Here is a 20,004-nt window from a genome sequence, read left to right on the forward strand (position 1 = left end):
CGCGAGTGACCGGAGGGGGGGCAGCCATGGTGATCTTCCGTAGCTGATCGGCAAGGTGCGCCGCCGACGCCTGCGAGGACGACCGAAATCGCGATGATTGCGCATTGCTGGTTCCCGATTCGGCTGCGGACATTGCCTTTGCTGTCTATGTCATCATGCTCTGAGGGGCTGCGTGGGGCGGCCGGGTCCGGCCATTGCGCGGCCGCATGCAGCCGGAACATTGCAGCGAGATCGGACGTTCTGGCGAGATGCCACGCTACTATTTCAACATTCACAACGGTCATCCCTTCGAGGATCTGGTCGGCGAGGATTTGCCCGACGAGGCCGCGGCATGGAAAAACGCGCTCCTGCTCAGCCGCGACATCGAAGATGTGCTCGCGCCCGGCGGTGTCTGGAAGCTGGAGGTTCTGAAGCCAGATAGAAGCCCGTTGTTTCGCATCGAGGTCAAGACGGAACGTCTCAAGGCAATGCCATCAACGTCTGGTCGGCAGGACGGCAGCGAACTCGGCTGATGTCATGACACCCGGTCTGCATCATGCATTCCGGCAGGCTGGGCGGGCGCAAGCCGTGAGCGTAGAGGCTAATGGACCGGTTTCAAATGAAGGGCTTTCCGCCGGTGACGGCCAGTGTCGCTCCCGAGGTGTAGCTCGACAGCGGATCGGCAAGCATGACGTAGGCTGTCGCGAGTTCGGCCGGCTGCCCTGCGCGCTGCATCGGCACTTGCTTGCCAAAATTCTTGACCGTTTCCTCCGGCATGGTCGATGGGATAAGCGGCGTCCAGATCGGGCCAGGCGCAACCGCATTGACCCGAATGCCCTTCGAGGCCAACATCTGGGCGAGCCCGCCGGTAAAATTCTGAATGGCGCCCTTGGTCGTTGCGTAGGCGAGCAGGCTCGGATTCGGCATGTCGGAGTTGACCGAGGCCGTATTCACGATCGCAGCACCGGGCCGCATATGGGGCACGGCCGCCTTGGTCAAATAGAACATCGCATGGATGTTCACCTCGAACGTGCGCTGCCACTCGTCATCGCTGATATCGCCGATGTCCTTGAACGTGGCCTGATGGGCGGCGTTGTTGACCAGGATGTCCAGTCCGCCGAGCTCCTCGACGGCGCGCCGCACGATCGCGCGGCAATGGCCGGGGTCGCGGATGTCTCCTGCAATCAGGATGGCCTTCCGTCCCTCCCGCTCCACCAGCGCTTTGACTTCCGCGGCATCCTCATCCTCATTCAAATAGGCGATAGCGAGGTCTGCGCCTTCGCGGGCATATGCAATCGCGACCGCACGGCCGATGCCGCTGTCTCCGCCGGTAATGATGGCCTTTTTGCCGGCCAGGCGACCGGCGCCCTTATAACTCTCTTCGCCGTGGTCGGGCCGCGGGTTCATCGCGCGGGTCGCGCCAGGCATGGACTGATGCTGGGGGGGATATGGCGGCTTCGGATATTCGGTCATGGAGCGCCTCCAAGATTCGCTGCGCTAACACAACCCGAGCGAAAGTGTTCCTAGCTTCCCATCAGGCGGCCGACCTATCGAGAACATTCATCAAGGGTGCGTACGTTCACCCGAACTTCGCCATGCTCGTCGATGTCGATCGTTGCCAGCGTGATCGGCAGCTTGAATCGCCGCGGCCCGGCGCTTCCCGGGTTCAGATAGGTGATACCATCCGTGGTCCTGAGGCTTGCCCGATGCGAATGGCCAGAGATCACGGCGTCGACATCCGCGGGGGCGGGCCTGCTCTTCAGGTCGTTGATATCATGCAAGACATAGAAGGCTCGCCCGGCGAGATGAACGGTCGTCGTCTCGGGATAGAAGCGGGCCCAATCGCCGACATCGACATTGCCCCGGATCGCAGTGACAGGGGCAATCCGGCGTAGCCCTTCCATGACATGCTCGGCACCGATATCGCCGGCGTGAATGATGTGCGCGGTCCCGCGGAAGCATTGTTCCACTTCCGGCCGCAGCAGACCGTGGGTGTCCGAGATGATGCCGATCCTGAACATTGCCTCGCATCTCCCCATAACAGCTGCCTTGACCCGCGTTTAGGAACGACAATGCCGCGCTCGAATTGCCCGCCTATCTAACGGGAGCACAGACATGGGCAACACCGGCGTAGGAATGCTTCTTGGAGACCTCTCTGTCAAAACGGTTTGGTTGCTGTGTCTTGGCGTTTTGGTCCTTGGCGGAGCGATCTGGTACGGCGTCCGGCGGTCGGGGCATCTGCGCCGCAGCGAGCGCGCCCAGCTCGATCGGAACACGGAAGCAGCGCAACGCCGGGACGATCCGCAAAAGCCTGTCACACGATAGCTCACGCAATCGATTGATGGATCCGTCATATGCTCGAGGATTTGCGCGCAATTTTGGGACTAAGTTGGTGACGCCCAATCACTGACTCGCCGCCTCGTTCCAATGCGCGAATTTCCGGAAAAACGACAACTTACGACAGCATTAGCAACCTTCGTTCCCGCCACGACTTAGATGCCAAGCAGGTCAGCCAGAAAACGAACATCGGCACGATTCCAGAGCCGAGGATGTGGAAGCCTTGAAAGCAGAACGAGACGATGACTGCTCGGCGCGTGACGGAAGCCCATGGTGGCAATCCGCGGTCATCTACGAAATTGCCCTGATCTCGTTCCAGGACTCCGATGCCGACGGCAAGGGCGATTTGACCGGCCTGATGTCCCGGATCGACTATCTGAAATGGCTGGGCGTCGATGCAATCTGGTTGACGCCGATCTACAAGAGTCCGTTCCGCGATCTCGGCTACGACATCTCCGACTACCGCGCGATCGACCCGGCCTTCGGCAGCCTTGATGAGTTCGACAAGCTTCTCGCCGCCCTGCATCAGGCCGGAATACGCCTTATCCTGGATCTCGTGCCCAATCACACGGCGGATGATCACGAATGGTTCGTGGAGAGCCGTAGTTCACCCAGCAGCGCGAAAGCAGATTGGTACATCTGGGCGGACGCCGCGGAGAACGGTGGTCCGCCCAACAACTGGCTCAGCCGTTTCGGCGGCAGCGCATGGGAGTGGTGTGAAGCGCGGCGGCAATACTATTATCATTCCTTTCTGGTTGAGCAGCCCGACCTCAACTGGCGCAACCCGCAGGTACGCTCCGCCATCGCCGATGTGATGCGCTTCTGGCTTGACCGAGGCGTCGACGGTTTCCGCGTCGACGCCAGTGCGGTTCTGATCAAGGACGCGCATCTGCGCGACAACCCAGCGAATCCCGATGCCCAAGGCAAGCCGCCACCGCAGCGACAAACACCTGTCTTCACGGACGACCGACCGGAGACGATGCAATGTATCGAATTCATCCGTAGCGTGATTGACGAATATCCCGAGCGGCTGTTGTGCGGCGAAGTTCAAGGCAAAACCGATCGCATCGGCCACTTCTACGGCACGGAGCGCCCGCGGCTGCATTTGCCGCTCAACTTCGCGCTGCTTGACGCGCCTTGGAATGCATTATCGTTGCAAGCCGCGATCGATGCCTATTTCAATGCCCTGCCCGACGGTGCCTGGCCAGTGTGGGTGATCGGCGGCCATGACAAGCCGCGGATCGCGAGCAAGATCGGCGAGGCGCAACTACGTGTCCTGGCAATGCTCCTGATGACCCTGAGAGGAACTCCCTTTATCTACATGGGTGACGAGATCGGTCGTAAGCGCGTCCCTATTCCGCCCGATCAGGTTCAGGACCCATTCGAAAGGCTCGTCCCCGGCTACGGCCTTTGCCGCGATCCCGAACGCGCTCCGATGCGATGGGACGATACAGCAAATGGTGGGTTCTCGGACGGACGCCCATGGCTGCCGCTCGATCCGGCGGGATCGACCAATGTGACAGCTCAGCAGAACGACGACAGTTCGATCCTGATGCTGTTTCGCGCGCTGCTGAGGTTGCGGCGCGAGCATGCATGTCTTCGTGAAGGCGACTACCACCCGCTGCGCTCGCAGAACGACATTCTTGCGTTCGAACGGGTCTATGAAGGACACCACATGCTGATAGTACTCAACATCGCAGACGAACCACGGAAGTGGCCCAGCCAGGTTTCCGGCCGTGTCCTGCTATCAACCCATCTGGACCGGGCATCCGGGGCTTTAGCGGCGGCCTCAGTCCTGCTTCGAGGCAACGAGGGCGTGATTCTTTCCCGCAGCATCCCTGGGTCGTTCGTATGAGGATGCGATGTCCCTCGATTGCGTGATCGTCGGCGGCGGGCCCGCGGGACTGATGACTGCCATCTACCTGGCCCGCTTTCGCCGCAGCATTTGCGTGATTGATGCCGGGGCAAGTCGGGCCGCCCTCATCCCCCGCAGCCACAATCTACCGGGTTTTGCCGGCGGGTTACCCGGAACGGAGCTTCTGGCGCGCATGACCACGCAACTGGCGGAGCTAAAGGTGCCGCTGGTCCGTGCCGAGGTCACGTCGCTCGAAAAGGCACAGGATGGATTTCAGGTAGCCTGGACCGGTGGAGCCGCCGATGCCGCGACCGTCGTGCTCGCTTGCGGGATAGTCGACATCCATCCGACATGTGAACAATGGCGCCTTGCGGTCGCTGAGGGACTGTTGCGGTATTGCCCCGTATGTGATGCCTATGAAGCGACGGGCCGTCGTGTCGCGGTGGTGGGGCCGCTGGACCAAGCGACGCCCAAGGCACTATTTCTGCGCGGCTTCTCTACGGATGTGACCGTGCTCGCGACCCGCATGAATGGGGACGATTTGGCATCCGTGCTTGCCGAAACCGATATTTCCCTCATCCATGCGCCAGACGTGAGCTTAAGACGCTCCGGTGACAAGCTAGAGGCCGCGCTTGCCGACGCGGCAGTCGAGTTCGATGTCATATACCCGGCCATGGGCGCCGAGGTTCGCTCGCAACTCGCACTATCGCTTGGCGCAGCGCATACCGATGGAGGCTATCTCACGGTCGACGATCACCAGCGGACCTCGATCGCCGGTCTCTACGGTGTTGGAGATCTTGTCGTCGATCTGCACCAAATCTCTGTCGCCTTTGGTCACGCCGCAGTAGCGGCCTGCACCATTCACAACAGTCTACCTCGACGACTTGCCTAGCCGGCAAATCAAGCGCGTCCGAGAACTTGTGTTTAGGAACTGATCTCCCGAGCGGGCATTCATTCTGCGGGCGGACCACGCATCTCCTCATGGCGGGGGAAGCCCGCTTCGCCTCCGTCGCGGGGTTTTCTCCGAGGAATTGGAACATGAGGGATGACCGCACAGGCAACGAGCCGTCGCCCATCGTTCTGTTCGGCGTGGCACTTATCCCGATATTTGCTGTGCTGGCATGGTTCGCGTTCGGATGAGTCTCGCCGGACGAGTGATTGATCACCGGCCCCACGGTCGGCCGATTCTCGGCTGGAGTCCGGACAGAGCCATTAAGGGTCTTCAGACCTCTCCCGCGCGAAAATGGGCCTTCGTGGAAATTTCGCGGAAACCACCCCTTCAGGCCTCGGGCGCCTAAGTCATTGAAGAGGATGGTGGGCACGACAGGGATCGAACCTGTGACCCCTACCATGTCAAGGTAGTGCTCTCCCGCTGAGCTACGTGCCCTAATAGTCCGGATAGGTCGGGTGGGGGTCCCTATAACGGCTCAGGGGAGCCGGCGCAAGGACGGAACGCGGCCGATTTAGGCCGCCAGCATCTTGTTCACTTCGCTCACCAATTCTCTGAGGTGAACGGGCTTCGACAGCACCTTGGCGTTCTTGGGGGCGTCCGAATCCGAGTTCAGGGCGACTGCGGCAAAGCCGGTGATGAACATGATCTTGATGTCGGGGTCGAGTTCCGAGGCCCGGCGGGCGAGCTCGATGCCGTCCATCTCCGGCATCACGATGTCGGTCAGCAGCATCTCGAACGGCTCTTCCCGCAAGCGCTGATAGGCGGCCATGCCGTTGTCATGGGACGAGACCTGAAAACCGGCGTTTTCCAGCGCCTTGACCAGGAAACGGCGCATGTCGTTGTCGTCTTCGGCGAGCAGGATTTTTGGCATGGGCGGAACGTCGATCCCCAGAGGATATGCAGAGGTTACTAAGCCCGACAGAGGGTAAATTTGGGGTGAAAATCTTAACCCTCTGGGCTCGCACTGCGAGGGGTGTTGTGAACCGGAACGGGCGACGAATCAATTCCGGTGCGCCCACGCATCCATGCCTGCCCGCCCACACGGTTAAGACATGTTCCAGCGCGGATCACGCTTTTTCGCTTGGCAGAATGGTTGCGATTCCGGACAATGGCGACACATAAGAGCCGCTCGATCGGCCGAATCACCCGATCTGGACCCATGCTGGATCGTGCGGCGTGAAGGGACGAAGCCTGAGAAGATGACCCGGTTTGACGGCGCGGAGTCGCCAGCCTTCGAGATCGTGGAGCCCGCCGAGTGGCGCGCGCCTGTTATCTTCAACTCGCCCCATTCCGGCTCGACCTACCCGGACGAATTCCTGAACGCATCCCGGATCGACCTGCCGACGCTGCGGCGCTCGGAAGACTCCTTCATGGACGAGCTGATCGGCCATTTGAGCGCACGCGGCTTTCCGACCGTGCGGGTCAACTTTCCCCGCTCCTATGTCGACGTCAACAGAGAGCCCTATGAGCTCGATCCCCGCATGTTCACCGGCCGCCTGCCGAGCTTCGCCAACACCCGCTCGATGCGGGTCGCCGGCGGATTAGGCACGATTCCGCGCGTGGTCGGCGACGGCCAGGAGATCTATCGCGACCGCATCGCGGTCGACGACGCGCTGGCGCGGATCGAGACGCTGTACAAGCCCTACCACCGCGCGCTGCGCCGGCTGATCAACAAGGTGCACCAGATGTTCGGCACCGTGGTGCTGGTCGACTGCCACTCGATGCCCTCGGTCGGCGTCAGCAGGGACGAGCCGCGCCGACCCGACGTCGTGATCGGCGACCGCTACGGCACGAGCTGCACGCCGCTGCTGCCCGACCGCGTCGAGGAGACCATGACGGGGCTCGGCTATTCGATCGGCCGTAACAAGCCCTATGCCGGCGGGTTCATCACCGAGCACTACGGCAACCCTGCAAGCGGCCTGCATGCCGTGCAGCTCGAGTTCAACCGCGCGATCTACATGGATGAGCGCCGCCGCGAGCGCAGCACGCGCTTTGCGCAAGTGGCGCGCGATTTCGGCGTTCTCGCCGAGGTGCTGGCGACCACGATCCCGTTCGGCGATCTCGGCCCGTTCCAGGCCGCGGCGGAATAGACGCGCCGGCTCGAACGATCACCTTGCCTGCGATTGACGCGAAGGCGTTTGCGTTTGGCTCGGGATCGCGCGCCAAACTGAAAACAGACAGACAAGAAAAAAGGGCCGCTCGCGAATGACGCAAGCGGCCCAAGTCTAGGGAGGAAACGCCCAAGGAGGGCAGCGGTAACGCGAGAAGCGCTACCGCACCGCAACAATATGCGGCCGCGCCGCACAAAGTGCAAGGGCTTTTGAGCCGTTTCCCATGCAAAAACACATGGCTCAGTTGCTCCCAGAGAAACCCAGATTCAGTTTCTTTGATAAGGAAATTCAATGGGTTGATAGTCATTTGCATACGAACAAGGCATGTTCGGAACTAAGTTTTCAACTCAATGATCGATATTTGGCCAGCAGATGGCTCGCCAATCGTCTGACTATTTAGCTTGCTGGGCCAACCAGTCGCCGGACCCAAAATACCAGGGTGCAAATCAAGACAGCGCTGCACGCAAGCGGCGAATTGAGCTAGGCAGATGCGAGCTTCAGCCAACTTTCGTTTTGAGGATGCGCCGTGACGGTGATCGATTTCTCAGCCTTCATCGGACGGCTCGCCACTGCATCCGGCGAGACCATCCTGCCGTTCTTCCGCACCTCGCTGTCGATCGACGACAAGAGCAAGACCAAGGATTTCGATCCGGTGACCGAGGCCGATCGCGCCGCCGAGGCGGTGATGCGACGGCTGATCAAGGCGAGCTTCCCCCAGCACGGCATCGTCGGCGAGGAATTCGGCAATGAGCGCGAGGACGCCGACTATGTCTGGGTGCTCGACCCTATCGACGGCACCAAGTCCTTCATCGGCGGCTTTCCGATCTGGGGCACGCTGATCGCGCTTCTGCACAAGGGCACGCCGGTTTACGGCATGATGCACCAGCCCTTCATCGGCGAGCGCTTTTCCGGCGACAACGGCTCGGCCAATTACAAAGGCCCCACCAGTGAACGCCGGCTGCAGGTCCGCCGCTGCGCCTCGCTGTCGGAGGCGACGACCTACACCACCTCTCCCTTGCTGATGAACGAGCGCGACCGCGCCATTTTCGGCCGCATCGAGCAGGGTGCGCGGCTGTCGCGTTATGGCGGCGATTGCTATTCCTATTGCATGCTGGCCGCCGGCCATGTCGATCTCGTGGTCGAGACCGAGCTGAAGCCTTATGACATCGCTGCGCTGATCCCGATCGTGACCGGCGCCGGCGGCGTCGTCACCACCTGGGAAGGCAAGCCGGCCCAAGGCGGCGGCCGCATCGTCGCGGCGGGCGATGCAAGAGTTCACGAAGAAGCACTGAAGTTGCTCAATGCGTAGGCGAGCGAGGGGCTTGCATGACAAATTGGCGTAAGCTCCTCCTCTCGATCCTGCTTCTGTTTCCGACCCTCGCCTCCGCCCAGAATTTTCCGGCGAAACCGATCAAGCTGATCGTGCCGTTCCCGGCCGGCGGCCCCAACGACATCATCGCCCGCGTGATCGGCCAGCGCATGTCGGAACTCTCAGGCCAGCCGGTGCTGATCGACAATCGCGGCGGCCAGGGCGGCGTGCTCGGGACCGATGCGGTGGCCAAGGCCGCGCCCGACGGCTACACCATCGCGATCACCAGCGCCGGCGCGCTCGCGATCAGCCCGAGCATGGAGAAGGTCGCCTACGACACGCTCACCGATCTTACGCCGATAACCCTGGTTGCGACCGTGCCGGAAATGCTCGTCGTCGCCAGCAACGTGCCGGCAAAGGACCTCGGCGAATTGATTGCGCTCGCGAAAGCGCAGCCCGGAAAACTCAACTTCGCCTCGACCGGACCCGGCAGCCTGCCACACCTCGCCGGCGAATTGTTCAAGCTGACGGCCAGGATCGACATCGTGCACGTGCCCTATCGCGGCGCCGCGCCGGCGGTGAACGATCTCTTGGGCCAGCAGGTGCAGATGACATTCCTCGATCTCCCGGCGCTGCTGCCGCAGGTCAAGGCCGGCGCGCTGCGGCCGATGGCGGTCGGCTCCGCCGAGCGCACACCCACGGCGCCGGAGGTGCCGACCACGAAGGAAGCCGGCTTTCCCGATCTGCGCATCGAGAACTGGTACGGCATGGTCGCGCCCAAGGGCACGCCGAAAGAGATCGTCGCCGCGCTGCATGACCTCGCGACCAAGGCGATGGCGGATCCCGCAGTGAAGGAGAAGCTCGCCCAGCAGGGCGCAACGCTTGTTGGCGACGAGCCGGAGCATTTTCGCGCCTTCATCGCGGATGAGACCAAGAAGTGGGCGAAGGTGATCAAGGACGCAGGCGTGGAGACGGCGAAGTAGGCCGCGCCGTTGCTACACCGTCATGGCCGGGCTTGTCCCGGCCATCCATGTCTTTCCAAGCCGCACTAAAAAACGTGGATGCCCGGGACAAGCCCGGGCATGACGATCTCTCGAGCCACCTCACACCGCCTCGCCCCTTAAATGCTCCACCAGCATCTTGGCCGGGCGCGGCAGCGCCTTGAAGCTGCGCGCGCAGATCACGAGCTTGCGGTTGGCGAAGGCGTCGCGCAGGCGGACTATGGCGAGCGGCATCAGCTTGGCACAGCGGCGGGCGGCGGCTTCGGGCACCACGGCGACGCCGACATCGGCCGAGACCAGCCGGCAGATCGCGTCGAAGTCACGCAGGCGCGCGCGGAAATGCGGGCGCATACCGAGCCGCGCGGCGTGCTTTGAAATGTGCATCTGCAGCGCGGTGGCACTGGTAAGGCCGACGAACTCGCAAGAGCCCGCCTCCTGGAAATCGATCTGGCGGCGGCCGGCGAACGGGCCGCGTTTCGACGTCACCAGCGTCAGGCGGTCCTCGCTGAACACGAAGCGCTCGATATGATCGGGCAGCGCGTGCTCCGCGGCAAAGCCGAGATCGGCAGCGCCGGCGGTGATCGCGGCCGCGATGTCGGTGCTCTCGCGCTCCTCGATGTCGATCGCGACATCACGATGCTCGCGCAGGAAGCCGGCGAGCGCCTTCGGCAGATGCTCCGAGAGACCTGAGGTGTTGGCGAGGAAGTGCACGCTGGCGCGCACGCCGCTGGCAAAGCCGGCGAGATCGCCGCGCATGGCGTCGACCTGGTGGATCACGAGCCTGGCATGATCGAGCAGGCTTTCGCCCGCCGCGGTCAGCTCCACGCCGCGCCGTCCGCGCTTGAGCAGCGCGACGCCGAGCGCGTCCTCGAGCCCTTTTATGCGCGCGCTGCCGGATGCTAGCGCCAGATGCGACCGTTCGGCGCCGCGAGTGATGCTGCGCTGGTCGGCGACCGCGATGAAGAGCTGGAGGTCGACGAGGTCGAAACGCACGGGTCCTTTCCTCCAAAATCAGCCTTCGCTCCTAGCGAAGGCTATCTCCATAACCTCCAGATTGTGCCCGCGCGCCGCTTCGGTCAATGTGACCCCATGATTGACCCACTCCTCATTCTCATCGCCGCCGTCTTCCTGGTTGCCGGATTCGTCAAGGGCGTCGTCGGGCTCGGCCTGCCGACGGTGTCGATGGGCCTGCTTGCGGTGAACATGGCGCCGAGTCGCGCGATCGCAATCGTGATCGTGCCCGCCATCGTCACCAACATCTGGCAGACCTTTGTCGGCCCGTATTTGCGCGACATCCTCAGGCGCCTGTGGCCGCTGATGATCGGCACCGTGATCGGATGCTGGCTCAACGCCGGCGCGCTGACCGGCCCCCATGCGCGCTACGGCACCGTGGTGCTCGGCGTCCTGCTGGTGATCTATGCCCTTATTGACCTCAGCAAATTCAAGTTCCACATCGCCCCGCGGAACGAGAAATGGGTCGGCGGCGTGGTCGGCGTCGTCACCGGCGTGATCTCGGCCTCGACGGGTGTGCAGGTGATCCCCTCGATGCCGTTCATGCAGGCGATCGGGATGGAGAAGGACGAGCTGGTGCAGGCCCTCGGCGTGTTCTTCACCACCGCGACGCTGGCGCTCGCCTTCAACCTCACCGCGGGCGGATTGCTGACGCCAGCCAATGCCGTGCCGGGCACTGTGGCCATGACGATGGCCTTTGCCGGCATGTATGTCGGCCAGTCAGTGCGGCAGCGGATGCCGGCGGAGGCATTTCGCCGCTGGTTTTTGGTCGCGATGATCCTGCTCGGCGTTTACCTCGCCGGCAGCGCGCTGCTGAAGGAATTGGCGTAAGGCACAAATCCGTAGGGTGGGCAAAGCTTTCGCCGCAGCTCGAAGAGCGAAGGCGGAAGCGTGCCCACGCATTTTTCGCGATCGAGGGCGATGGTGGGCACGGCGCTGGCACGCCTTTGCCCACCCTACAGGGTCCGTGCTGGTCGTTGGCAGCGAAAGCTACCGCGTCTCCAGCATGGCGACGCGGATGCCGAGATAGATGAAGAGGCCGCCGAGTGCACGGTTGACCCAGGCGATCACACCCTCGGACCGCCGCAGCCGGTGAGCGGCCTTCGCCGCGAACGCCGCCAGCACCAGGCACCATAGCGTGCCCGTGAAGATGAAGATCAGGCCGAGCGTCAGGAAAGCGAGCGGCTTGTGCGGCGCGTCGGCTGCGACGAATTGAGGCAGGAAGGCCAGGAAGAACAGCGCGACCTTGGGATTGAGCGCGTTGGTGAAGACGCCCTGGAGGAAGACCCGCCGCAGCGAGCTGCGCTCCGCCTCGTCCTTGACCGCCAAAAGCCGCGGCCGCGACCACAGCATCTGAAGACCAGTCAGAACCAGATAGGCCGCGCCGACCAGCTTCAGCACCCCGAACGCGGTCGATGAGGCCATCAAAAGCGCGGAAAGGCCGATCGCCGCGCCCACGACATGGAAAAAGCAGCCGCAACTGATGCCGAAGGCGGCGGCCGCGCCGCCGCGCCAGCCCATCTGCATGCTGCGGCCGATCACATAGACCGTATCGGGCCCCGGCGTGATGTTGAGCAGCACGCCCGACAGGACAAAGAGCCAGATTTCGTGAATGCCCAGCATCAAAAGGTCCTCGCCGCCCGGCAGGTCCGTCCCAAGGGACTGGCCTTAGTCCGTTCGCACCCCGCCGTCCAGCATCGGAAATGGTCAGGATTTGCATCAATTTGCAATGCGGATCATACTTTCGCTGGGCATCATCTGCTTTATCTGGGCATCATCTGCTCTATAAAGGCCCAGTTCTTGAAATGCGGGATTCGCGGGCTGCCGCCGCGCAAGTGGCTGGGCCCTTTCCCTTGGAGCTCCGAGGATATGGAAAGACGTCTGGCCGCCATCGTCTGCGCCGATGTCGCCGGCTATTCCCGGATGATGGGCAGTGACGAGGCCGGTACCCATGCCGCCTTCAAGGCCCATCGCAACGCGATCCATCCCATCATTCTCAACCACGGCGGCCGTGTCGTGAAAAACACCGGCGACGGCTTCCTGCTGGAATTCCCCTCCATCGTCGGCGCCACCGAGGCTGCGATCGCGATGCAGCTGCTGATGGTGGAGCGCAACCGTCATCTGCCTGCCGACCGCGCCATGCAGTTCCGGCTCGGCATCCACATGGGTGACGTCATCGCCGACGAGGACGAGGTGTTCGGCGACGACGTCAACATCGCCGTCCGCCTCGAATCGGTGGCGAGCCCCGGCGGGTTCGCGATCTCGGCCAAGGCCTACAGCGAGGCCAGCAAGCATCTCACCGTGCCGCTGGTCGATGGCGGCAACCACCGCTTCAAGAACATCAAGGATCCGGTCGGGGTCTGGACCTGGACGCCTGACGGCGCCGCCGCGCTCGCGCCGGAGCTGAAGGAAGGCTCGACGCTGTCGCAAGCCTACCGCACCGCCATCGTCGGCGTGCTGCCGTTTGCCAATCTCAGCGACTCCCAGGACGAATATTTCTCCGACGGCCTGACCGAGGACCTGATCCACGCGCTGTCGCTGCAGTCCTTCTACCGCGTGCTGAGCCGCAACTCGACGTTCGCCTTCAAAGGCAAGAACGCGAGCACCCGCGTGATCGCGCGCGAGATCGATGCCACCTATCTGATCCAGGGCTCGGTGCGGCGCGCCGGCGCCAAGATCCGCGTCACCGCCGAGCTGATCGCGCCGGAGACCGGCGAGCAGCTCTGGACCGGCCGCTACGACCGCGACATCGGCGACCTCTTCGCCATGCAGGACGAGATCACGACCAATCTGTCCGCAGCCATCGCCACCGAGATCGTCCGCGCCGAGGCCTCCGCGCCGGCGCGCCCGACCAACGACGTCACGGCCTGGGATCGCTTCCTGAAAGGGCTGTCGCATTACTACCGGCAGACCAAGGAAGACCTGGCCACCGCGGTCGCGCTATTCAGGGAAGCGATCGCGCTCGATCCCAAGCTGTCGATCGCGCATGCCTATCTCGCCACGATCCAGATCCAGAGCATCCAGTTCGGCTGGGTCAAGGGCACGCGCGAGATGTGGGCCGAGGCGATGAACCTCGCCGAAACCAGCGTGCGGCTCGACCCGCGCTCCTCGTTCGCGTTCTCGATCCTGTCCTGGGCGCATGCGATGGAGGGGCATCACGAGGCAGCGATGGACGCCGCCAAGCGCGCGGTCGCGCTCAACCCCTACGACATGGGCGCGCGCGGCGTGCTCGGCATCTGCCATTTCATGGTCGGCGAGCACCGCCAGGCGATCGAGCTGTTCTCGATGGCCGCCCAGCGCGACAACAGCGACCCGCGCTATCAATGGGCGGCGCTGAACGCCTTCAGCCATTATCTCCTCCGCCAGTATGACGCGACCCTGTCCTGGGCCCGCGAGCAGCTCTACATCAACCCGAACCATATGCAGGCTCTGGCGATCAGCGCCGCGGCGCTGGCGCAGATGGGCCGGACCGCTGATGCGAGCGAGGCGACAGGCGTATTGATGCGCAATTACCCGACGCTGAATGTCGACCGCCATTTGCGGAATTTTCACTGGAAGCGGCCCGAGGACGTCGCGCACTACCGCGACGGGCTCTTGAAGGCGGGCGTACCGGCCAGCAAGCTGACGCTGGTCCAGAGCGACGTCAGACGCGCCGCCGAATCCTGAGGCCGAGCTGCGATCGCGCCTCCGGCTTTTTTGACATGACAGTGAATTCGGCCACACTTCCCCACACGTTGAAGTAGTATAGGTTGCTGTCGGTTTGTTAGGACTTTTCCGCGCTGTATCGGCGCGTCCCTATTTCGCGATTCGCTGTTTTCAGGATCTTGGGCCATGAACGACCCCGTCTCGAAGCCCCCCTTCGACCCCTCGATTCAGGTCTCGCCGAACAATCCCTGCCCTTTCCTGCGTGGCCTCGTCGGCGAAGGCTTTGTCGACGGCGGCACCGTGCGGCTGCGGACGCTGTCGCAGACCATCGCAAATGCAAGCGGCGAGACCGGGCTGAAGAAGACCTCGGCCCGCATCCAGGTCCGCGGCGTCGCGCTGATCGCCAACGGCGCCTGTCACATCCTGCAAAGCCTCTTCTGGGGCGCGCAACTCAACCGCTTGCGCGGCGGCCCGCTCGACAAGCTCGGTGCCGGCTCGCGCATCCTCGGCGTCGACGGGACGGTCAACGAGGACCAGATCGCGCGGCTCGCCGGGTTCGGCAGCACCTATGCCGATCCCGCTGGCGGCAGCGAGACCGGCCTCAACGCCTCGCAGATCCGGACCTTCATGAACGACAATCTCAAGCGCGCCGGCAATCAGGCACGCTGGTACTACCCGCTCCTGATGAAGTTCGAATGGCCGATCCTGCTCAGGATCATGGGCAAGGGTCAGGGTGACGACCGCTATCTCAGCGTGGCCGAGGTAAGGACATTGTTCAACGAGCGCAAATTCCCTGAGAGGGTCACCCAGCGCATGGTCAGCCAGCCGGTCCGCCCGCCTTCACTGATCTTGCGTGCCGTCGGCGGCCTCGTTGCCGCTCTCCTCGTCTTTGGCATCGTGGCGCTGCGCTTTCCCGATCAATTCCAGCCGATGCTGCCCGGCATCCTCGGCAATCTGGTGGCGCCGCCATTACCCCGGCACGTCGAACCCCGCGCCGCGTACTGGCTCGAGCAAAACTGGGCGCTGGAGGACCGGCACTGGTTTCATCACGCCAGCCAGGGCACCGCGACCTTCCCGGTGCCCTATAGCTGGTTCATGGCGCTGGAGCAGCCGCGGCTGCATTTCTTCGCAAAGCCCGGCATGCTGCACGACAGCGGCCATCTGCAGCGCTTCGGCTTCATCCCGAGCCCGCAGACGCTCAACACCGATGAGGCGACGCTGCGCCGCTTCGGCTATGCCAATGTCTATGACAAGACCAAGCCGGTGCCGGCGCGGCTGTGGGATCCGCCGGTCAATTGGGGCAAGCAGGTTGAAAACGTCGACGGCCTGCCCGTCGGCTTTGCGCGCATGACCGGCGTGCCTGATCCTGCGACCGGCAAGATCGGCGAGGACCGGATCGGCCTCACCTGCGCCGCCTGCCACACCGGACAGATCCACTACAAGGGCATCGACATCCGCTTCGACGGCGGCCCGGCGATGACCGACCTCAGGAAGCTCGAGGTCACGACCGGCCTGTCGATCGCCTACACGCTCTATGTGCCGGGTCGCTTCAGGCGCTTTGCCGATCGCGTGCTCGGCCCCTCCGCCAGCGATGCGGACCGCGATGCGCTGAAGCAGAAGCTGAGCGCGATCGGCACCTTCCTGGTCGACTGGGAGAAGACCTACGCCAAAACCATCGAAGGCAAGACGAGGTTCAACGAGAAGACGAGGCGAGACGAGCCACAGCAGGACACCGAGGAAGGATATGGCCGCCTCGATGCGCTCAATCGCATCGGCAATCAGGTCTTCTCCCAGGACATGACGCTCAGCGGCCTCAGCGGCTTCGAGAAGAATCTGCACGCCAGGGACGCACCGGTGAGCTTCCCGCCGATCTGGACCGTGCCCTGGCTCAAATATGCCCAGTATGACGCCTCCATCGAGCAGCCGCTGATCCGCAACGCCGGCGAAGCACTGGGCGTGACCGCGCTGTTGAATCTCTCCGACGCCACGCCCAAGGACGCGCTGTTCCGCTCGTCGATCGACATCAAGAATCTGAACTGGATCGAGGATCTGCTGAAAGGATCGGCGCCCTATCCGAAGAAGCAGCTCTCCGGACTGACATCGCCGAAATGGCCCTCGGACATCTTCGGCGACGATGCCTGGAAGATCGATGGCGACCGAGTCAAACGCGGCCGCAAGCTCTATGCGGACATCTGCGTCGAATGCCATCTCGGTCCGGTCAACGATCCCGTGTTCGACACCGAATTTCCGCAACAGAGCATCTGGTCCTCGGACCGCTGGCAGAGCATCGGCGACGACAAATTCCTGAACGAGGTGCAGAAGAGCGCCAAAGGCATGGGGACCGATCCGTCTCAGGCCAGCGTGTTGGCAACCCGCACGGTTCAGGTGCCGGGCTTTCTCAAGCTCGATCCCACGCAGAATCTCAATGGCTGGTGGAACTGCAACCTGCCGGATGTCTCCTCGACCGACATGCCGTACGCGCTTGGCCTGATGGTGCTCGTCGACATCGTCAGCCGCAAGGCAATGGACGACGCCAAGATCGCCCCGAAGGTCCAGAATATCTGGTGGGGTGCGCGAAAGAATTGCCCCAATCCCGGTCCGCAGCCTGCCGAGAAGAACGAGCCGGGGCCGTGGTATCGCGCGCGACCGCTCAACGGCGTGTGGGCCACCGCGCCTTACCTGCACAACGGATCGGTGCCGTCGCTCTACTGGATGCTGAGCCCCGCAGCCGAACGTCCCAAGTCGTTCTGCATGGGCGGTGGCCGCGACTACGATCCGAAGCAGGTCGGGTTCGCCGTCACCGACGGCGAGAGCTGCAAGACCGGGCAGTCGCGCTTCTCGACGCGAGCTGCCGACGGCACCGACCTGGTCGGCAACAGCAATGCCGGCCACTCGTTCGATGGCACGCCGGGTCCCGGCAAGGACGGCACCATCGGCCGCGTGCTGAGGGAGCAAGAGCGCTACGATCTGATCGAGTATCTGAAGACGCTGTGAGCAGAAACAACGCCGTCATGGCCGGGCTTGTCCCGGCAATCCACGTCCTTTGCTGAGGCACGAAGAACGTGGATGCCCGGGACAAGCCCGGGCATGACAGAGTTTGTGGAACGATCAGTGGCGCAAGATGCGTCCGAGTCTCCTCACTTGAACAGCGGCGTGCCCGGCACGAAGGCGTCGAACGCGGCCCAGAACTGGGAGCGGTAGCGGTCCTGCTCCTGGAGGATCTCGTGCTTGGAACCCGCGATCACCAGATGCGAGCCGGCGCGCAAATGGTAGGCGAACTCCTCGATCGCGGCGGTCGAGACCACGGCGTCGTTGGAGGCCGCCAGCATCAGGATCGGCTGGCGGATCTCGGAGGGGTAGTTGATGCCCTTGAAGGTGTGCATGGCGCGAAAGGCGGTATCGGCCCAGGCGACCGTCGGTGACGCCAGGCCCAGCGTCGGGTCCTCCTCGAGGATCGCGGCATTGCGCGCATAGCGCACGGGATCGCTGGTCAGCGGATTGTTGATGAAAGGTGACAGCCCGGTGAGGTGATCGCTGCCGCCGGGAACGTAGGCGCCGCCCCGTCCCAGCATGCGCATCGTCTTCAACAGCGCCCGCACCGGAAACGAGGTGGCTCGCCCCGGCAGGTCGATCATCGGCGCGGTCAGCACCATACGATCGAACCAGCGCTTGCCCGCATGCGCCAGCCGCAGCAGCACCGCGCCGCCCATGGAATGGGCCAGCGCGAAGAACGGCGGCGGACAGTCCGGCAGCACCACCTGCTGCACGAAGGCTTCGACGTCGATCTCGTAGTCGGAGAAGTTGCGCACATAGCCCTTGCGCGGATCGCGCAGACGCCGCGCGGAATGCCCCTGCCCGCGCCAGTCGATCATCGCCACCGCAAAACCGCGGTCGCGCAGATCGCGCACGGTCTCGAAATATTTCTCGATCTGCTCGCTGCGCCCGGTGAAGACGCAGACCGTGCCCTTGCGGTTCGCCGGCGGCGCCCAGCGCGCAAAGCGCAGCTCGACGCCATCCGAGGTCTTGATGGTGCCGCTGACGACGTCTTCGGGAACGGGGTTGGACGGAATCGAAACCAGCGTCATGATCGGGAGTGCGTGGGCGCCAAGTGCTGTCCTCAAGTGCTTGAGATCAAGGGGCGGGAGCGTCGAAAAGGCGCTGATTCCGCCCTCTTGAACGCCGTCTGGACCCACCCATATCATTTCAGTGCAGGCCGCTACCAGTGTTTCGGAACCGGAACATCAGGCTGCACACAGACTAAGCCCGGCCCGATTGGCGGGCGGGTTACCAACAGTCGCTCAATGGAGGACTTGACCATGCGTAGCTACGATCTCACCCCGTTCTATCGTTCCACCGTCGGCTTCGACCGCCTCTTCAACCTGCTCGACCAGGCAGGCACTGACGGCAGCCCCGGTTATCCCCCCTACAACATCGAGCGCACCGGCGAGAACGCCTACCGCATCAGCGTTGCGGTCTCGGGCTTCTCCAAGGATGAGCTCTCCATCGTCGCGAAGGAAAACACGCTGACGATCAAGGGCGAGAAAGTCGCCAACGAGAACTCGAAGTCCGAGGTGCTCTATCGCGGCATCGCCGCCCGCGCCTTCGAGCGCGCCTTCCAGCTTGCCGACTTCGTGCAGGTGAAGGACGCCTCGCTCGAGAACGGCCTGCTTCACGTCGACCTCGTGCGCGAGATCCCCGAAGCCAAGAAGCCGCGCCAGATCGCGATCAACACCGGCGCTGCCAAGGCGCAGGTGATCGAGAGCTCGGTCGCCGCGTAAGGCGCACGTGCGATCTCCAAGTTGCGAAAACGCCCCGGTGCCCCCGGGGCGTTTTTTGCGCTTTACGCACAGCATCTCCTCAGCGTCGTCCTGGCGAAAACCAGGACGACATCGATTGCTGGGCTGCCGTCTCCCATCTGATGACGGTATTGCACCGCATCACAGGCAGGTGAGCAGCGTAACACCCCCGCCTCTCGCTCCGTCCTTTGGACATCGCTACCCAAAACAAGACGGAGAATGATCATGACTTTCTGGCGCAGCCTTTTCGTCGCCGCGAGCCTGCTGGCGGCCCCCATCAGCCTTGCTCATGCGCAGACGCCACAGACCGTGAAAGCCAGCAACGTCGTGCTGGTGCACGGCGCCTGGGCCGACGGTTCGAGCTGGTCGGAGGTGATCCCGATCCTCCAGGCCGCCGGCCTTCACGTGACGGCCGTGCAGAATCCGCTGTCTTCGCTTGCGGACTCCGTCGAGGCCACCAGGCGTGTGCTGGCCGAGCAGGATGGCCCGACCGTGCTGGTTGCGCATTCCTGGGGCGGCACCGTGATCAGCCAGGTCGGCACCGATCCAAAGGTCACCGGCCTCGTCTACATCGCCGCGCGCGCCCCCGATGCCGCCGAGGACTTTGTCGCGCTGTCGAAGCAGTTTCCGACGGGACCGGCACGCGCCGGCATCGTCGAGCGCGACGGCTTCACGAAACTCTCGGAAGACGCCTTCCTGAAATATTTCGCCAATGGCGTGAAGCCGGAGCAAGCCAAGGAGCTCTTCGCCGTGCAATGGCCGACAGCCGCCTCGATCTTCGCCGGCCGCACCACGGAAGCCGCCTGGCACACGAAGCCGAGCTGGTATGCGGTGTCGAAGAACGACGGCACCATCAATCCCGATTTCGAACGCTTCCTCGCCAAGCGCATGAACGCCACCACGATCGAGCTCGACGCCGGCCACCTCTCGCTGGTGTCGCATCCGAAGGAGGTGGCAAATTTGATCCTGGAGGCGGCGGGGTACCCGCGGAGCTGAGCGGCGATGGCG

17 protein-coding genes and 1 tRNA gene are annotated in these 20,004 nt (G+C 63.4%); 11 read left to right on the plus strand and 7 right to left on the minus strand.

Going from position 1 to position 20,004, the window contains the following annotated elements; translation table 11 throughout:
* Positions 1-194: 194 nt before the first annotated feature.
* Positions 195-512 carry a DUF6894 family protein gene (locus XH80_RS24695; protein WP_271600789.1) on the plus strand — a complete coding sequence of 106 codons (318 nt, stop codon included), beginning with the start codon at positions 195-197 and terminating at the stop codon, positions 510-512.
* 82 nt (positions 513-594) lie between these two features.
* Here the strand turns inward: XH80_RS24695 and XH80_RS24700 are convergent, their stop codons facing one another.
* Both XH80_RS24700 and XH80_RS24705 read right to left on the minus strand, forming a co-directional pair.
* The gene (locus XH80_RS24700) at positions 595-1,452 is read right to left on the minus strand and encodes an SDR family oxidoreductase (RefSeq protein ID WP_057752700.1); all 858 of its coding nucleotides are present in this window, start codon (positions 1,450-1,452) and stop codon (positions 595-597) included.
* Positions 1,453-1,526: 74 nt separating this feature from the next.
* On the minus strand, positions 1,527-2,000 hold the full coding sequence (locus tag XH80_RS24705) for a metallophosphoesterase family protein (protein ID WP_271600790.1): 474 nt from the start codon (positions 1,998-2,000) through the stop codon (positions 1,527-1,529).
* Positions 2,001-2,539: 539 nt separating this feature from the next.
* Here XH80_RS24705 and XH80_RS24710 point away from each other — a divergent pair.
* Positions 2,540-4,171, plus strand: coding sequence for an alpha-amylase family glycosyl hydrolase (locus tag XH80_RS24710; protein WP_271600791.1), 1,632 nt, complete (start codon positions 2,540-2,542; stop codon positions 4,169-4,171).
* A gap of 7 nt (positions 4,172-4,178) precedes the next feature.
* Positions 4,179-5,063: an NAD(P)/FAD-dependent oxidoreductase gene (locus tag XH80_RS24715; protein ID WP_271600792.1), complete on the plus strand. Its 885-nt coding sequence runs from the start codon at positions 4,179-4,181 to the stop codon at positions 5,061-5,063.
* 420 nt (positions 5,064-5,483) lie between these two features.
* On the opposite strand, the gene XH80_RS24720 is transcribed toward XH80_RS24715, so the two are convergent.
* Together XH80_RS24720 and cpdR are read right to left on the minus strand one after the other, a co-directional pair.
* Positions 5,484-5,558, minus strand: a tRNA-Val gene (locus tag XH80_RS24720).
* Positions 5,559-5,634: 76 nt separating this feature from the next.
* Positions 5,635-5,994 carry a cell cycle two-component system response regulator CpdR gene (gene cpdR / locus XH80_RS24725; RefSeq protein WP_007597092.1) on the minus strand — a complete coding sequence of 120 codons (360 nt, stop codon included), beginning with the start codon at positions 5,992-5,994 and terminating at the stop codon, positions 5,635-5,637.
* A 328-nt stretch (positions 5,995-6,322) separates the two neighbouring features.
* Between cpdR and XH80_RS24730 the strand changes: the two genes are divergently transcribed.
* The 3 genes from XH80_RS24730 (at position 6,323) to XH80_RS24740 (ending at position 9,526) form a co-directional block, all read left to right on the plus strand.
* Positions 6,323-7,213, plus strand: coding sequence for an N-formylglutamate amidohydrolase (locus XH80_RS24730; RefSeq protein ID WP_271600793.1), 891 nt, complete (start codon positions 6,323-6,325; stop codon positions 7,211-7,213).
* 547 nt (positions 7,214-7,760) lie between these two features.
* Positions 7,761-8,543: a histidinol-phosphatase gene (hisN, locus tag XH80_RS24735; protein WP_057752773.1), complete on the plus strand. Its 783-nt coding sequence runs from the start codon at positions 7,761-7,763 to the stop codon at positions 8,541-8,543.
* Positions 8,544-8,560: 17 nt separating this feature from the next.
* The gene (locus tag XH80_RS24740) at positions 8,561-9,526 is read left to right on the plus strand and encodes a Bug family tripartite tricarboxylate transporter substrate binding protein (RefSeq protein ID WP_271600794.1); all 966 of its coding nucleotides are present in this window, start codon (positions 8,561-8,563) and stop codon (positions 9,524-9,526) included.
* 120 nt (positions 9,527-9,646) lie between these two features.
* Here XH80_RS24740 and XH80_RS24745 read toward each other — a convergent pair whose 3' ends face one another.
* Entirely contained in the window at positions 9,647-10,537 is an 891-nt protein-coding gene (locus XH80_RS24745; protein WP_271600795.1) for a LysR substrate-binding domain-containing protein, read from the minus strand.
* 96 nt (positions 10,538-10,633) lie between these two features.
* Here XH80_RS24745 and XH80_RS24750 point away from each other — a divergent pair, with 96 nt between their 5' ends.
* The gene (locus XH80_RS24750; protein WP_271600796.1) at positions 10,634-11,386 is read left to right on the plus strand and encodes a sulfite exporter TauE/SafE family protein; all 753 of its coding nucleotides are present in this window, start codon (positions 10,634-10,636) and stop codon (positions 11,384-11,386) included.
* Between the two features lie 159 nt (positions 11,387-11,545).
* On the opposite strand, the gene XH80_RS24755 is transcribed toward XH80_RS24750, so the two are convergent.
* Entirely contained in the window at positions 11,546-12,178 is a 633-nt protein-coding gene (locus XH80_RS24755; protein ID WP_271600797.1) for a LysE family translocator, read from the minus strand.
* 246 nt (positions 12,179-12,424) lie between these two features.
* On the opposite strand from XH80_RS24755, the gene XH80_RS24760 reads away from it, so the two are divergent.
* Entirely contained in the window at positions 12,425-14,221 is a 1,797-nt protein-coding gene (locus XH80_RS24760; RefSeq protein WP_271600798.1) for an adenylate/guanylate cyclase domain-containing protein, read from the plus strand.
* A 165-nt stretch (positions 14,222-14,386) separates the two neighbouring features.
* Positions 14,387-17,194 (plus strand): di-heme-cytochrome C peroxidase, encoded by a 2,808-nt coding sequence (locus XH80_RS24765; RefSeq protein ID WP_271600799.1) that lies wholly within the window; start codon positions 14,387-14,389, stop codon positions 17,192-17,194.
* 143 nt (positions 17,195-17,337) lie between these two features.
* Here XH80_RS24765 and XH80_RS24770 read toward each other — a convergent pair whose 3' ends face one another.
* Positions 17,338-18,285: an alpha/beta fold hydrolase gene (locus XH80_RS24770; protein WP_057752790.1), complete on the minus strand. Its 948-nt coding sequence runs from the start codon at positions 18,283-18,285 to the stop codon at positions 17,338-17,340.
* Positions 18,286-18,516: 231 nt separating this feature from the next.
* Between XH80_RS24770 and XH80_RS24775 the strand changes: the two genes are divergently transcribed.
* Entirely contained in the window at positions 18,517-18,978 is a 462-nt protein-coding gene (locus tag XH80_RS24775; protein WP_057752931.1) for an Hsp20 family protein, read from the plus strand.
* 243 nt (positions 18,979-19,221) lie between these two features.
* On the plus strand, positions 19,222-19,992 hold the full coding sequence (locus XH80_RS24780) for an alpha/beta fold hydrolase (protein ID WP_271600800.1): 771 nt from the start codon (positions 19,222-19,224) through the stop codon (positions 19,990-19,992).
* Positions 19,993-20,004 lie beyond the last annotated feature (12 nt).

Source organism: Bradyrhizobium sp. CCBAU 45384, from assembly GCF_028128665.1.
Classification (GTDB): domain Bacteria; phylum Pseudomonadota; class Alphaproteobacteria; order Rhizobiales; family Xanthobacteraceae; genus Bradyrhizobium; species Bradyrhizobium manausense.

What these genes read in the sequence shown, in the direction of transcription:
- XH80_RS24700 (WP_057752700.1), bottom strand. Translation starts at nt 1,452, where the DNA reads ATGACCGAATATCCGAAGCCGCCATATCCCCCCCAGCATCAGTCCATG.
- XH80_RS24705 (WP_271600790.1), bottom strand. Translation starts at nt 2,000, where the DNA reads ATGTTCAGGATCGGCATCATCTCGGACACCCACGGTCTGCTGCGGCCG.
- XH80_RS24715 (WP_271600792.1), top strand. Translation starts at nt 4,179, where the DNA reads ATGTCCCTCGATTGCGTGATCGTCGGCGGCGGGCCCGCGGGACTGATG.
- cpdR (WP_007597092.1), bottom strand. Translation starts at nt 5,994, where the DNA reads ATGCCAAAAATCCTGCTCGCCGAAGACGACAACGACATGCGCCGTTTC.
- XH80_RS24730 (WP_271600793.1), top strand. Translation starts at nt 6,323, where the DNA reads ATGACCCGGTTTGACGGCGCGGAGTCGCCAGCCTTCGAGATCGTGGAG.
- XH80_RS24740 (WP_271600794.1), top strand. Translation starts at nt 8,561, where the DNA reads ATGACAAATTGGCGTAAGCTCCTCCTCTCGATCCTGCTTCTGTTTCCG.
- XH80_RS24750 (WP_271600796.1), top strand. Translation starts at nt 10,634, where the DNA reads ATGATTGACCCACTCCTCATTCTCATCGCCGCCGTCTTCCTGGTTGCC.
- XH80_RS24755 (WP_271600797.1), bottom strand. Translation starts at nt 12,178, where the DNA reads ATGCTGGGCATTCACGAAATCTGGCTCTTTGTCCTGTCGGGCGTGCTG.
- XH80_RS24760 (WP_271600798.1), top strand. Translation starts at nt 12,425, where the DNA reads ATGGAAAGACGTCTGGCCGCCATCGTCTGCGCCGATGTCGCCGGCTAT.
- XH80_RS24765 (WP_271600799.1), top strand. Translation starts at nt 14,387, where the DNA reads ATGAACGACCCCGTCTCGAAGCCCCCCTTCGACCCCTCGATTCAGGTC.
- XH80_RS24770 (WP_057752790.1), bottom strand. Translation starts at nt 18,285, where the DNA reads ATGACGCTGGTTTCGATTCCGTCCAACCCCGTTCCCGAAGACGTCGTC.
- XH80_RS24775 (WP_057752931.1), top strand. Translation starts at nt 18,517, where the DNA reads ATGCGTAGCTACGATCTCACCCCGTTCTATCGTTCCACCGTCGGCTTC.
- XH80_RS24780 (WP_271600800.1), top strand. Translation starts at nt 19,222, where the DNA reads ATGACTTTCTGGCGCAGCCTTTTCGTCGCCGCGAGCCTGCTGGCGGCC.